The sequence below is a fragment of the Halopseudomonas pachastrellae genome (assembly GCF_900114765.1).
Taxonomy (GTDB): domain Bacteria; phylum Pseudomonadota; class Gammaproteobacteria; order Pseudomonadales; family Pseudomonadaceae; genus Halopseudomonas; species Halopseudomonas pachastrellae.
The window spans coordinates 288,879-301,756 of sequence record NZ_FOUD01000001.1 but is presented as its reverse complement, the minus strand read 5'-3'; the positions used below and the strand labels follow the sequence as shown (position 1 = coordinate 301,756).

Below are 12,878 nucleotides of genomic sequence, written 5' to 3'. Positions count from 1 at the left end.
TCATCCTTCGATTAGCCGCAGACCTTTCCCTGCGCACTTCGAAGCCCATTCAAAAACGAGGTATCCGCAATGGCACGCATTGTCAGAATCCATGAATACGGTGACGCCAGTGTTCTGACGCTGGAAAATTTGGACGTATCGGCACCGGCGGCAAACGAGGTGCAGATTAGCGTCAAAGCGATTGGTTTGAACCGAGCCGAGGTGATGTTTCGCAATCACGCATACCTACAGGAAGCCGAGTTCCCTAGCCGCTTGGGCTACGAGGCCGCAGGCATCGTGGTTGCAGTGGGTAGCGCAGTAACCGAGATCAAGGTGGGTGATGCAGTGGCTCTCATCCCGCCTCTGGACATCGCCCGCTGGGGCACCTACGGAGAGCTGGCCAATGTACCTGCTCACCTGGTGGTGAAGAGCCCCGAGGGTTTGTCCTTTGAGAAGGCTGCTGCGTCCTGGATGCAGTACGTCACCGCCTGGGGCGCACTCATCGAGCAGGCCAAACTCGGGCAACACGATTTTGTCCTTGTCACCGCTGCATCAAGCAGTGTTGGTCTGGCTGCCTTCCAGGTTGCTCGCATGGTCGGCGCCACACCAATTGCAATCACGCGAACCCGCGCAAAGAAACAGGCCCTTCTGGATGCTGGTGCCGCGTATGTGATCGTCAGTGACGAAGAGGATATCGTCGAGCGCGTGATGGCGATAACGGCAGGACAAGGCGCTCGCGTTGTGTTCGACCCGGTTGGCGGGCCGTCATTCGAGCCCCTCACGCAGAGCATGGCCCGAGGCGGCATTCTGCTGCAATACGGTGCACTCAGCTCGGAACCGACGCCATTCCCGCTGTTTACCGTGCTGGGCAAAAGCCTAACCATCAAAGGTTATATCTATGCAGAAATTGTGGCCGATCCAGAAGCCCTTGAACGGGCCAAGGCGTTTATTCTGCAGGGGCTGGAGTCTGGTGCACTGAGCCCGATTATCGCCAAGACCTTTACCCTAAGTGACATCCAGGAAGCCCATCGTTACCTTGAGGCCAATCAGCAGATTGGAAAGGTCGTGGTTACAGTCTAATCGACATTTCCGGGGCTGAGAGCAGAATCTTTCGGCCCCAGTTCTCCCCCGTCCAACTGGCCGCTTTTGGCCGTCTCCAGCCGGATACAACAGGCTAGTTCCGGCCAGGAACGGACGTTCAGGGGCAACCTGATCATAAAGCCTGGAGGTTTCTACGAAACTAGGGGCAATTCAAAATGACCGGAATTGAAGGCGATATGTGGGGCATTGTCGCCAAGAACAGGTTGGCTGCATCAAAAGCTCAGTTTTTCGGCGCGGGTGATGCGCAAATCTGATTTGATCAGCGTTTCCCTAAGTGCTTCATCTTTTGTATTCAGATGGTGTTTTGCCGGTCCACCTCTTAAATGCGCGGTAAAAAGCACTTGCATCATTGTACCCCAGATATTGGGACACAGTTTGAACATCGACTCCCGAACTCAGCATCTGCTTCGACGTATCTAACCACACATTCTCTCGAATGTGCCTGAAGCTAGTGCCCTCGCCGGCAAGAGTACCCTGAAGCACGCGCGGGCTCATGTTATATTCATCAGCGATCTGCTCAAGAGTCGAAAGCTCCCCCCGCTTTAGATTTGCGTCAATCCGTTGTTTTACTTGACTGGCAAGCCTGCGTTTAGAGCATGAGAGTTGCTTATATTTTTGTTCTACTAAAACAAGGTGCATCTGATGACTTATGGCATCCGCGGTATGCAACCTCTCGCCCAGCATCAACGTTCTCAAGCTAAGCTTTATCTCAGGGGCATCAAATTTTACTGGCATGCCGATAACGTCCCGATATCTCTCTGGATCGCATGGACTGGGATAATTTAGTTCCATCTTTATAAAAACCGGCTCCCCGCTCATTGTATAGAGGTCGAAGCACACTATACCGGCGAGTAAGGCCTCAATCTGATGGCGACTTACATAAGGTGTACTCCGCACATCAAACACAAGATCAGTCAGATCGCCACGATTAACAATAGCAAGATCACAAATATCACTAATTAGACGAATATATCTTGCCGCGACCCTTAGCGACGCTCCCACAGTTTCGCCAGTCAGAGCCGCGAAGCCAATAACTCCGACGTCTCGCTGGACCGTTTTGGCGCCAGTTTTTAAGCCTAAAAGCGGTTCATGGTGTTGATCGGCTACCTTGTCGCACAAATGACCTCGACTGCTTGAAGATAATAAATGCATATCACGCTTGCTTCTCGGCCGTTCGAGCCCCAAGGATCTTAGTGCAGGGTATGGGTTATACCCCATGCTCTCCCAGAGCTGCAGCAGCATCACAGTTCGTTGATTCGATAGCGGTTCAGGCATTGGCGCGCACCATTATTCGCCTCATTTTTTTATCAGAATATTATTGATAGTTAAGCGAGGTGACCACTGCCACATTGCGCAATCACGGCATCACATACGCGCGTTGTGGTAGTGACCAAAACCGTCTCTCGTGCCTAAGGTAAGGCTTTGATAAAAACAAAAATAGAGGAATATCATGGTCAACATACGCAATTTTATGGCTTTATCGGCAACCCTTTTCCTAAGCGGATGCTTAAGCGGCGGGTCAGGCAGCGGCTCGTCTGGGCCGCACGAAGGTCTACAAGGCAGTGTGACCGTAGAGACCGTTAGCGGCGCGATAAGAGGAGAGACCGCTGGGAACATGCTTCGGTTTCTTGGTGTCCCTTATGCCCAGCCCCCGCTTGGAAGTAATCGATTCAAGCCGCCGAAATTGCCTACTAGTTGGTCACAAGCCCGGGACGCAACCGAGTACGGAGCGAGCTGCCCACAGACTCCCTCGCGCATCACAAACAATCCTTCAACCGCTTCCTCCACTGAGGACTGCCTTTTCCTGAACGTTTTTGCCCCCAATACTCCTGGGGAGTTCCCAGTGATGGTATGGATGCATGGCGGTGCATTCGTGACGGGGTCGGGCGCAGACCGTTACAACCCTGCTCGTTTGGTGGAGCGCGGAGTAGTAGTTGTGACAGTTAACTACCGTTTAGGGATGCTTGGCTGGCTATCTCATCCGGACCTGACAGCCGAGGGCGAAGGGTCTTCCGGAAACTACGGCCTGATGGATCAGCAAGCGGCACTGCGATGGGTGCAGTCCAACATTGCGAACTTTGGCGGGGATCCAAATAACGTTACCCTGTTTGGTGAGTCCGCCGGAGGGCATAGCGTATTGACTCATTTGGTAGCGCCTGATTCTGCTGGCCTTTTCCACAAAGCGATTATCCAAAGTGGCTCGTATTTCCCGGACCAGAAGACGCTAGCTGAAGCGGAGACTCTCGGTTTAGCTTTCGAGCGCGCAGCCGGCTGCGACACAGCCTATGATCCTCTTGATTGTATGCGGAACCTGCCAGTTGAGGAGCTTCTCGCTGCCCAAGATTCGCTGAGTCTGGGTATTGGGTTGATCCCGACCACAACCACTGACTCCCTTCCTTTGTCGATTAGAAACGGAATCAATGCCGGGACCTTTAGCGTAGTTCCAACTATGCTTGGCTTCACTCAGGACGAAGGTCGGTACTTTGTCGGAGGGACAGGGTTGGCGGGTCTGCCGGAAGAAGAGTACGAGATGGCTATCGGTGGACTTCTAGGAATCAGTTCTCCGCCAAATCAGGTCACCGCAGCAATTGCTAATCAATACCCTTTATCCTCGTATGAAACTCCGGCATACGCGCTTTCTGCCGTTTTCAGCGATGCGGTGTTTGTCTGCAACGCACTGGACCAAAGTATGAAGCTGGTTGACTCGCCCCTTTTCGGCTATGAGTTCGCCGATGTGACGGCGCCACCAATAATTCCAGTGGTCGAAGGTTTTGATTTTGCTGCGGCACACGCTTTCGAACTGACTTACTTATTTGGGGACGATGCTTTTCTTCAAGCTTTGGGGTTCACCGATTCTCAACGAATGCTGTCGGCAACCATGCTTGGCTATTGGACTAACTTTGCCCGGAACGGCGACCCTAATCCTGAAGCCGGTGACGCTGTATTCTGGCCAGATCTGGCTACCTCAGGCCAGTTCGTCAGATTCATACCGAATGGCGTTCAAGTACAGTCTGTTTCCAATATCGCAAACGCTCATCATTGTGGCTTTTGGAGTAAATTCTGAACGCGGTAACTTATGCCTAACAACGCCTGACGAAGCTGCCCCATTTTGCGGCCCCATCAAACACGCCCTTTGCGAACATGCCCGTCTGAGACTGGGCACAGCCACCAAGTCAGGGCTTGGATGGGATCGTGATGTGGGGCTGCAACAGGTAGTTTGAGACGATTTGAACTGCTCCGGTTTTTGAGCAAGCAGTTTTGGCGTCACTCCACTACGCTCCTCGCGCAGTTGATCGACCCAGCGCCGGAGAGCTGTTTCTCCGACACCCATCGACTTACAGGCTTCTGCCACGCTGTAGCCTTGGTCTACGACCAAGGCAGCTGCATCATGCTTGAACTCGACCGAAAAGGATCGACGTTGTCTGCTCATTGAACACCTCGCTGATGGCGATTCTACCCCCTAACTTGGTGTCCGGGATTAGTGGCCACTACAGCCTGCAGTAAACGACAACCCATTAAACAAAAGCCCCCGCCTTTCGGCTAGGGGCTTTGTCAGCACTCTGAAGCCCCGTAAAACGGGCTTGACGCACAACAATGGCGGAGAGTCAGGCTCGGTCGAACGAGGGTTCTCACCGAGAGCTCACCGGACAAACAAAAACGCCCAGCTAGGCTGGAGAATGGAGTGGCCTGGTACCCCGTCAGGGATTATTCGGCGCTGCGCGCCTCACCCCTCTTCGAGGGGCCGCCGTCGCTTTGCTCCGGCGTTCCTCGCCTGCGTTGCAGGCTCGGTCGAACGAGGGTTCTCTCCGAGAACCCTCCGGATAAACAAAAACGCCCAGCTAGGCTGGGCGTTTTTGTTTATTGGCGGAGAGTCAGGGATTCGAACCCTGGGTACGGTTGCCCGTACAACGGATTTCGAATCCGTCCCATTCGACCACTCTGGCAACTCTCCAAGTCGGCGCGCATATTACCAGCTTTTGCTGACAATGCGGTAGCCGAAGATGCTCAGGACAGCGGCACGCCGAGGCGTTGGGCTACTTCTTCGTAGGCTTCGATAACGCCGCCCAGGCCCTGACGGAAACGATCCTTGTCCATCTTTTTACGGGTTTCCTTGTCCCACAGGCGGCAGCCGTCCGGGCTGAACTCGTCGCCCAGTACGATCTCGCCGTTGAACAGGCCAAACTCCAGTTTGAAGTCCACCAGCAACAGGCCGGCATCGTCAAACAGGCCTTTGAGGATGTCGTTGATCTTGAGGGTCAGTTCCTGCATGCGCGCCAGCTGTTCAGCGGTCGCCCAGCCGAAGGTAACAACGTGGGACTGGTTGATGAAGGGGTCGCCCTTGGCGTCGTCTTTCAGGAACAGTTCGAAGGTGGGTGGCGTCAGGGCCATGCCCTCTTCCACACCCAGACGCTTGACCAGACTGCCGGCGGCGAAGTTACGCACGACGCATTCGACCGGGATCATGTCGAGTTTTTTGACCAAGCACTCGTTGTCCGACAGCAAGGCGTCAAACTGGGTCGGGATGCCCGCTTCTTCGAGCTTTTGCATAATGAAGGCGTTGAAGCGGTTGTTGACCATGCCCTTACGATCGAGCTGTTCGATCTTCTTCCCATCAAAGGCGGAGGTGTCGTTGCGGAACAGCAGGACCAGCCGATCCGGGTCGTCGGTGGTGTACACCGACTTGGCTTTACCGCGATAGAGTTCGTTACGTTTTTCCATTATCGGCTCCCGCTGTCCGCAAAATGGTGATGGGCAGTTATTGAATTGATTGCCAGGGCAGCCCCTGGTCCTGCTGCGCCAGCAGCAGCTCGCCGGACCAGTCTGTCAGTGCGTCTTGCAACGCTGCCAACGCCAGCTCCGGGCGGTTGTTCTTTTCACTGATATGCGCCACGGCAATGTGCCGTAGCCGCTCCAGGCCAGCGATCCGCAGAAAACCCGCTGCCTGCTGATTGCTCAGGTGGCCGAGATTGCCGCCAACCCGAGCCTTCAGAAACGCTGGGTAAGGGCCACTCGACAGCATGTGCGGATCATAGTTGGCTTCAAGGAAAAGTGCATCCAGATCGGCATATTGCTCGACAATCCAGGGCGTAATGGTGCCGGTATCGGTCAACACGCCAAGACGCTGGCGCCCATTGTCAAAGATGTACTGGCAAGGCTCTCTGGCATCATGGGGCACGGCAACAGGGGTAACCTCAAGCTCGCCAACAACAAAGCGCCCGTGCAGGTCGACGTGGCGAATGTCCAGCCCCGCTTCCTCGCGCAGTGCGTAACCTGTGCCCGGCGTCAGATAGACCGGCAGCTCATACCGCCGGGCCAGCTTGGCGACCCCCTGAATGTGATCGCTGTGCTCGTGGGTAACCAGAATGGCACTGAGCTGATCGCCACTGGTGCCGGCCTGGCGCAGGCGCTGCTCGGTGGCACGCAAACTGAAACCGCAATCTACCAGCACTCGGCTGGCACCCTGTTCAATCAAGGTGCCGTTGCCGCGACTACCGCTGCCGAGGGAGCAATACCTCACTGCCGCGGCGGCCGCTCATTCAGGCCGCGTTGGATACGCTCGAGCAGCTCACGGGCGGTCGTGCCGTCGGCAGAATGCTCAATACCGGCATCAACGCTAACTTCAATACGGTTGGAGGTCGGCGTCAGGCGCACCTGCAGCTGGCTGCCGTCGTCTTCAACTTGCTCGTCTTTATCATCACCGCCAAACCAGCGCGCGAAGAAGCCGGGCTCCTCCTCTTGCTCGGAGCGGGTCTGATCCAGATTGACGTAGTAGACGCCGGAGCTGCGGTTGTAGTCGGTGACATAGACATCAGCGCGTGCCAGCGCTTCGCCCACATCAGACCACGCACGGTTGAAGTCGGTCATCATGTACAACACGCTGTTGCCGGCGCCATCCTGCTCAAGACTGGTCTCTACCGGGCCACTGTTGATGATGCTTGAGACCAGCGCCGGGCCATCGGTGCTGGTGCTTTGGTTCAGGTAGGTTTCCAGCTCGGCGAGCAGTGCACGCTCAAAGTTGGCATTGTCGGAGCGACGCGGCCACTCGCTGTCGTCATCACCCAGGTCACGGGCCTGATGCAGCACCTTGATCTCGGCGGTGCCGTTGTTCACGCCGGGCTCCAGGCGCACGCGGAAACGCTGTTCCTCGTTATCAATGCGCTGCCCTTCCTGCACCAGCGGCAGCATGCGGCGTACCAGCGGGTTACCGGCCGACTCGCTGAAATCGACCCACTGGGTAGAGGCTTCGCTCAGGGCCGCATCGCTCTGCGCCATGGGGACCCGGTAGTCAGACCAGAAACGCTGCAGCAGCGGCCAGACGTCGGAGGCCGGCAGTTGAGCCAGAACCCAGCGCTGGCTGCCTTCCTGCTGCAGAGAGAAAGTAGAGGTATCGACACCAGCGGCCATCGGACGCGGGCGTGGGGTTTCGAACTTTTCGCCCGGCTGCGGGGCGGCAGCTACCTGGCCCGGCACCGGCAGCAGATCGCCCATGGGCTTGCTTTCCAGATCTGCCGGCACGGTCATGCGCGGCTTGACCTCGGCCTGTTGATAGTCACCGGCCCGATCGCGGAAGTAGCCGTTGTCTCCCATCAGATACCCACAGCCACTCAGGCTGGCCAAAACTCCCAGGGTCAGTGCACTCAGCACAGGCTTCATAAATGTTTCCTTGGTCAACAGGTGTTCCGATTGATTAGAGCAGGCCGCACTGACGCAATGCACCATGAACGGTGTCATGGCAACGGGCACTGAGCGGGGTCAGCGGCAGGCGAATGCCGTCAGCAATCAGGCCCATTTCCAGCAGGGCCCACTTGACGGGGATCGGATTGGCTTCGATAAACAGCGCCTTGTGCAGCGGCATCAGCGCTTCGTTCAGACGGCGCGCGGTTGCCTCATCGCCACGCAGGGCGGCCGCGCACATTTCATGCATTTGCAGGGGGGCTACGTTGGCGGTAACAGAGATATTGCCCTTGCCGCCCAGCAGGATCAGCTCAACTGCAGTGGCATCGTCACCAGAATACACGGCCATGCGATCACCCACCCGCTCGATCACTTCACGGGCGCGCTGCAGGTCGCCGGTTGCTTCCTTGATGCCGACGATATTGTCGATGGCAGACAGGCGTTCAACCGTTTCCGGCAGCATGTCGCAGGCGGTACGGCCGGGGACGTTATAGAGAATCTGCGGAATGGCAACGGCTTCAGCGATATGCTTGTGGTGCAGATACAAGCCTTCCTGAGTCGGCTTGTTGTAGTAAGGAGTAACCAGCAAAGCAGCATCGGCGCCAACGCTGCGGGCGGCTTCAGTCAGCTCAACGGCTTCGCGCGTGGAGTTGGCGCCGGTACCGGCAATCACCGGGATACGACCAGCGACCTGCTGCACAACGCGGCGAATGGCTTCCTTGTGCTCAGCCATGTCCAGAGTAGCGGACTCACCTGAGGTACCTACCGCAACAATGCCGTCGGTACCCTTTTCCAGGTGGAAGTCGATCAGGCGCTCCAGAGCCTGCCAATCCAGGTCTCCGTTTGAATCCATGGGTGTAACCAGCGCCACCAGACTGCCCGAGATCATGCAACTCTCCACTTGGAACAATAAACGACAATGGTACTTTCGCCCCGCAGCCAGTACAAGCGACGCGCCGATTAATTGCACATGCCGGCGGCAGGTACTCAAGCGCCCTGGCAGCAGAAGCCAGCGCATCAGACAAAAAGCGCCAGGGCATGCAGCACGGGCAGTTGCCCCGCTTCCGGCAGGCTGGGACAATAGACGCTTGTCTATCGCGCCCACAAGGCGCTTCCGTGAACTAGAGGATCACCATGTCCACCCAACCGGGTCAACGCGAGCAATATCTGGTCATTAACGTCATGGGCCAGGAAACCACATCGCTGGCCAGCCTGTTGACCCGCCTGTGCACCGAGCATCGCTGCCAGATTGTCAGCAGCCGCATGAGTCGCCACGGCAGCTGCGCCGTATTGTTGCTGCAGGTCAGCGGCAACTGGGACGCTCTGGCTCGACTGGAAGCCCTGCTGCCGCCGCTGGCCAAGCGCGAACACATCTTGCTCTCCATGTCGCGCAGCCACAGCCTGGACGAGCGCCCGCAGGCCCTGCCCTACAACGTCTTTGTGACCGCCGCCCAACGCCCGGAGCTGGTCGGTGAGCTGTGCAACTTCTTCCAGCAGCTGAGCATCGACATAGAGGAGCTGCAGAGCTTCACCTATCAGGCCCAGCACACCGGCACCCCCATGCTCAACCTGACGCTGACCATCGCCATCCCGGCGCAAACCCAGCTGAGCTGGCTGCGCGAACAGTTTCTGGACTTTTGCGACGAACTGAATCTGGACGCAGTGATCGAACCCTGGCGTCCACTGCACTGATATTTGACAAGGAGACCGCCCATGTCCGTTGAACTGAATCAGCCCATCCCCGACTTCAGCGCCAGCGCTACCGGCGACCAGACCGTCACGCCTGCCAGCCTGGCCGGCAAAAAGGTAGTCATCTACTTCTACCCCAAAGACAACACCCCGGGCTGCACCACCGAAGGTCAGGATTTTCGCGACAACTACGAGGCCTTTACCGAGGCCGGCGCCGTGATCTATGGCGTCTCGCGCGACAGCCTGCGCACGCACACCAACTTCAAGACCAAGCATGAGTTTCCGTTCGAGCTGATCAGCGACCCGGACGAATCATTCTGCCGCCTTTTCGACGTGATCAAGCCCAAGAAGCTCTACGGTAAGGAATACGAGGGGATCGAGCGCAGCACCTTTGTGTTCGATGAACAAGGCGTGCTGCGTCATGAGTGGCGCAAGGTGAAGGTACCGGGGCATGTTGCCGAGGTACTGGCAGAAGTCCAGGCGCTGTAACCTGCTACAGCGCCTGATGGTCGGCGCTCAGGCCTGCTCGGCCTGGGCGTCGTGCGCCGCCTCCAGCCCACGCGGCCAAGCGTAGAGCACGGCCTTGAACAGGGTCGCCAGCGGGATAGCGAAGAACACTCCCCAGAAGCCCCACAACCCGCCAAAGATCAGCACGGCCGCGATAATCGCAACCGGGTGCAGGTTCACCGCCTCGGAGAACAGGATGGGCACCAGCACGTTACCGTCCAGCGCCTGAATCACGGCATAAACGATCATCAGCACCATGAACTCGTTACCTAGCCCCCACTGGAACAGGCCGATCAGCGCCACCGGAATGGTCACCACCGTAGCGCCGATGTAGGGCACCAGCACCGACAACCCCACCAGCACTGCCAGCAACGCCGCGTAGTTGACCCCCAGAATGGCGAAGGAAATATAGGTCACCGCGCCAACGATCAAAATCTCCACCGCCTTGCCGCGAATATAGTTGGCAATCTGCTGATTCATCTCGGTCCACACCACCCGCATCAGCCTGCGCTCACGCGGCAGGTGGCTAACAGTCCAGGCCGTCAGGGTCTGGCTGTCCTTAAGGAAGAAAAACACCAGAATCGGCACCAGCACCAGATACACCAGCACGGTCACTACCACCGGCAGGCTGGCCAGCGACTGCGACAGCGCCCATTGCCCGAAGGCACCCACCTCACCGTTGATGGAGTTCATCAGGCGCTCGATCTGCGCCTCGGAGATAAACGAGGGGTATTCTTCAGGCAGGTGCAGCAACTGAGCACGCCACTCACCCAGCATGCCCGGCAGCTCGTTGAACAGGTTGAGCATCTGCTTCCAGACCAGCGGAATGACCACGCCAAACAACGCCGCCAACGCGCCCAGGAACAACAGAAAGACAATCCACACCGCCAGCGAATGCGGCAACCAGCGCTGCAGGCGCGTCACCAGCCCCTGCAGCAGGTAGGCCAGCACGACACCCGTGAGTAGCGGTGCCAACTTATCGCCAAAAGAAATGACGATCGCAAAGCCCAGCGCCAGCACCACTGCCAGCACGACCGCTTCTTCATCAGAGAAATAACGCTGAACCCAGCCCTGAAAGACTTTTAACATGTGAATTAATCTGCTTTACGCAACCAATAGTGAAATTCGCCGTCCAAGACACGGGCCTCAAGCAAGTGATTTCCGGACAGTTCCGCAAAGCGTTGAAAGTCCCGCTCGGAACCGGCATCGGTAGCCATTACATGCAACGTCTGGCCTGCTAACATGCTGTTCAGCGCCTGCTTGGCCTTCAGCAGGGGTAGCGGACAGCTAAGTCCACGGGCGTCAACAACAGCATCGATGGGCAGATCAACAGGCATGCAAGGGCTCCACGGCAAGTGGGCGACAGTATAGCCTTGCAGGCGCTCCTCTCGACAACAGCCAGACCCGGTATGAGACAAAAATGATGCAAGAAACCATGTCCGCGAAACGCCTGCTGGCTGCGGCGCTACTGGTCGGCACACTCAGCCTGCCCGCCGCCCCCGGCGCCAGTGCGGATGAATTCAACCTGCCCTCGCTGGGCGACACCAGCTCGTCAATGATGTCGCGCGAGCAGGAGTATCAACTCGGCCGCACCTGGCTGACCATGCTGCGCGGCGCCGTGCCCACCCTGGACGACCCGCAACTCAAGGACTTTGTCGAAGAACGCACCTACCGCCTGGCCGAAACCAGCCAACTGAGTGATCGGCGCCTGGCCTTTATTCTGATCGACAGCCCGCAACTCAACGCCTTTGCCGCTCCCGGCGGTGTGGTTGGCGTCAACGGCGGCCTGTTTCTGCATGCCCAGAGCGAGGCCGAGTTTGCCTCGGTCATGGCGCACGAACTGGCGCACTTGTCTCAGCGCCACTTTGCCCGCGGCCTGGAACAGCAACAACGCATGCAGGTGCCCTTCATGACTGCGATGCTGGCATCGATCGTGTTGGCAGCTGCAGGCGGCGGCGATGCAGGCTTTGCGGCGCTGGCTTCAACGCAGGCGGCCGCCATCCAGGAGCAGCGACGCTTCTCCCGCCAGAACGAACAAGAAGCCGACCGCATTGGCCTGGTCAACCTGGAACGCGCCGGCTATGACCCCAAGTCCATGCCGACCATGTTCGAGCGGCTTGCCCAACTGAGCCGCTATGACAGCAACCCGCCAGAGTTTCTGCTCACCCACCCGGTCAGCCAGTCACGTATGGCCGACACTCGCAACCGTGCGGACCAGCTGCCTGCCGGCGGCGAAACCGACACGCTTGAATACCAGTTAATGCGGGCCCGAGTGCAACTCAAGTACGAGCAGAGCCCAGGCCTGTCGGCCAAGCGCTTCCGCGCTCTGCTGGACGACCACGACGGCAATCATGATGCAGCTCGCTATGGCCTGGCGCTGGCGCTGTCGCGCAGCGGCCAGCACGACGAGGCAAACGAGGCCCTTGCCCCACTACTGACAGAGAGCCCGAACAGCCGGCTGTTTAACCTGGCTCAGATTGAGCTGGACACCAACGCTGGCCGGCTTGCTCAGGCACTGGAGCGCACGCACACCATGCAGCAGCGCTTTCCGAACAACTTCCCGCTGGATTTTGTCGAAGCCGATCTGCTGCTCAAACAGCAGCAGTACGCCGACGCCGAACGCGCCATTGATCGCCTGGCCAGCCGCCGCGATGACGACCCGGACGTGTGGTACCTGGCCGCCGAGATTCGCGGCCTGGCGGGCAATATCCTGGGTGTTCATCTGGCCCGCGCGCACTACTTCAAGCTGACCGGTGATCTGCAGCAGGCGGAGCAGCAATTGACCCTGGCACTGGAGCGCGCCGGCGGCAATTTTGTTACCACCTCGCGCATCAAGGAGCAGCAAAACGCCCTGCGCCGCCAACGCGCCCTGGTTGAATCCATGTAAGCGCCGGAAAAGTACATACACCCCATAAAGCAACACAGCC

12 protein-coding genes, 1 tRNA gene and 1 pseudogene are annotated in these 12,878 nt (G+C 57.9%); 5 read left to right on the top strand and 9 right to left on the bottom strand.

Annotated elements, in window-relative coordinates; translation table 11 throughout:
- The first annotated feature begins 69 nt into the window (after positions 1-69).
- Positions 70-1,059: a zinc-dependent alcohol dehydrogenase family protein gene (locus BM116_RS01525; protein WP_083727660.1), complete on the top strand. Its 990-nt coding sequence runs from the start codon at positions 70-72 to the stop codon at positions 1,057-1,059.
- A 300-nt stretch (positions 1,060-1,359) separates the two neighbouring features.
- Here BM116_RS01525 and BM116_RS01520 read toward each other — a convergent pair whose 3' ends face one another.
- Entirely contained in the window at positions 1,360-2,355 is a 996-nt protein-coding gene (locus tag BM116_RS01520; protein WP_083727662.1) for a helix-turn-helix domain-containing protein, read from the bottom strand.
- A gap of 175 nt (positions 2,356-2,530) precedes the next feature.
- On the opposite strand from BM116_RS01520, the gene BM116_RS01515 reads away from it, so the two are divergent.
- On the top strand, positions 2,531-4,144 hold the full coding sequence (locus BM116_RS01515) for a carboxylesterase/lipase family protein (protein ID WP_083727664.1): 1,614 nt from the start codon (positions 2,531-2,533) through the stop codon (positions 4,142-4,144).
- A 162-nt stretch (positions 4,145-4,306) separates the two neighbouring features.
- Here BM116_RS01515 and BM116_RS19050 read toward each other — a convergent pair.
- From BM116_RS19050 to dapA, 6 genes and pseudogenes are all read right to left on the bottom strand, one after another.
- Positions 4,307-4,510, bottom strand: a pseudogene (locus BM116_RS19050) (transposase); the annotation flags it as partial.
- A 432-nt stretch (positions 4,511-4,942) separates the two neighbouring features.
- Positions 4,943-5,032 (bottom strand) — tRNA-Ser (locus BM116_RS01505).
- 53 nt (positions 5,033-5,085) lie between these two features.
- On the bottom strand, positions 5,086-5,799 hold the full coding sequence (purC, locus tag BM116_RS01500) for a phosphoribosylaminoimidazolesuccinocarboxamide synthase (RefSeq protein ID WP_083727668.1): 714 nt from the start codon (positions 5,797-5,799) through the stop codon (positions 5,086-5,088).
- Between the two features lie 37 nt (positions 5,800-5,836).
- Positions 5,837-6,598: an MBL fold metallo-hydrolase gene (locus BM116_RS01495; protein WP_083727670.1), complete on the bottom strand. Its 762-nt coding sequence runs from the start codon at positions 6,596-6,598 to the stop codon at positions 5,837-5,839.
- Complete coding sequence (bamC, locus tag BM116_RS01490; RefSeq protein ID WP_169847279.1) at positions 6,595-7,734, bottom strand: NlpB/DapX family lipoprotein; 1,140 nt, start codon at positions 7,732-7,734, stop codon at positions 6,595-6,597. Before bamC ends, BM116_RS01495 begins: the two co-directional genes overlap by 4 nt.
- Positions 7,735-7,768: 34 nt before the next feature.
- Complete coding sequence (gene dapA / locus BM116_RS01485; protein WP_083727674.1) at positions 7,769-8,644, bottom strand: 4-hydroxy-tetrahydrodipicolinate synthase; 876 nt, start codon at positions 8,642-8,644, stop codon at positions 7,769-7,771.
- Between the two features lie 245 nt (positions 8,645-8,889).
- On the opposite strand from dapA, the gene BM116_RS01480 reads away from it, so the two are divergent.
- Together BM116_RS01480 and BM116_RS01475 are read left to right on the top strand one after the other, a co-directional pair.
- Positions 8,890-9,447, top strand: a complete 558-nt coding sequence (locus BM116_RS01480; protein WP_083727676.1) for a glycine cleavage system transcriptional repressor — start codon at positions 8,890-8,892, stop codon at positions 9,445-9,447.
- Between the two features lie 21 nt (positions 9,448-9,468).
- On the top strand, positions 9,469-9,933 hold the full coding sequence (locus BM116_RS01475; RefSeq protein WP_083727678.1) for a peroxiredoxin: 465 nt from the start codon (positions 9,469-9,471) through the stop codon (positions 9,931-9,933).
- 27 nt (positions 9,934-9,960) lie between these two features.
- Here BM116_RS01475 and BM116_RS01470 read toward each other — a convergent pair whose 3' ends face one another.
- Positions 9,961-11,040, bottom strand: a complete 1,080-nt coding sequence (locus tag BM116_RS01470) for an AI-2E family transporter (RefSeq protein WP_083727680.1) — start codon at positions 11,038-11,040, stop codon at positions 9,961-9,963.
- A gap of 5 nt (positions 11,041-11,045) precedes the next feature.
- A complete protein-coding gene (locus BM116_RS01465) occupies positions 11,046-11,288 on the bottom strand; it encodes a sulfurtransferase TusA family protein (protein WP_083727682.1) in 243 nt (80 codons plus the stop codon).
- Positions 11,289-11,386: 98 nt separating this feature from the next.
- On the opposite strand from BM116_RS01465, the gene BM116_RS01460 reads away from it, so the two are divergent.
- Positions 11,387-12,838, top strand: coding sequence for a M48 family metalloprotease (locus BM116_RS01460; protein ID WP_083727744.1), 1,452 nt, complete (start codon positions 11,387-11,389; stop codon positions 12,836-12,838).
- Positions 12,839-12,878 lie beyond the last annotated feature (40 nt).

Coding starts and splice junctions, on each gene's coding strand:
- BM116_RS01525 (WP_083727660.1), top strand. CDS start 70: ATGGCACGCATTGTCAGAATCCATGAATACGGTGACGCCAGTGTTCTG.
- BM116_RS01520 (WP_083727662.1), bottom strand. CDS start 2,355: ATGCCTGAACCGCTATCGAATCAACGAACTGTGATGCTGCTGCAGCTC.
- BM116_RS01515 (WP_083727664.1), top strand. CDS start 2,531: ATGGTCAACATACGCAATTTTATGGCTTTATCGGCAACCCTTTTCCTA.
- purC (WP_083727668.1), bottom strand. CDS start 5,799: ATGGAAAAACGTAACGAACTCTATCGCGGTAAAGCCAAGTCGGTGTAC.
- bamC (WP_169847279.1), bottom strand. CDS start 7,734: ATGAAGCCTGTGCTGAGTGCACTGACCCTGGGAGTTTTGGCCAGCCTG.
- dapA (WP_083727674.1), bottom strand. CDS start 8,644: ATGATCTCGGGCAGTCTGGTGGCGCTGGTTACACCCATGGATTCAAAC.
- BM116_RS01480 (WP_083727676.1), top strand. CDS start 8,890: ATGTCCACCCAACCGGGTCAACGCGAGCAATATCTGGTCATTAACGTC.
- BM116_RS01475 (WP_083727678.1), top strand. CDS start 9,469: ATGTCCGTTGAACTGAATCAGCCCATCCCCGACTTCAGCGCCAGCGCT.
- BM116_RS01470 (WP_083727680.1), bottom strand. CDS start 11,040: ATGTTAAAAGTCTTTCAGGGCTGGGTTCAGCGTTATTTCTCTGATGAA.
- BM116_RS01465 (WP_083727682.1), bottom strand. CDS start 11,288: ATGCCTGTTGATCTGCCCATCGATGCTGTTGTTGACGCCCGTGGACTT.
- BM116_RS01460 (WP_083727744.1), top strand. CDS start 11,387: ATGTCCGCGAAACGCCTGCTGGCTGCGGCGCTACTGGTCGGCACACTC.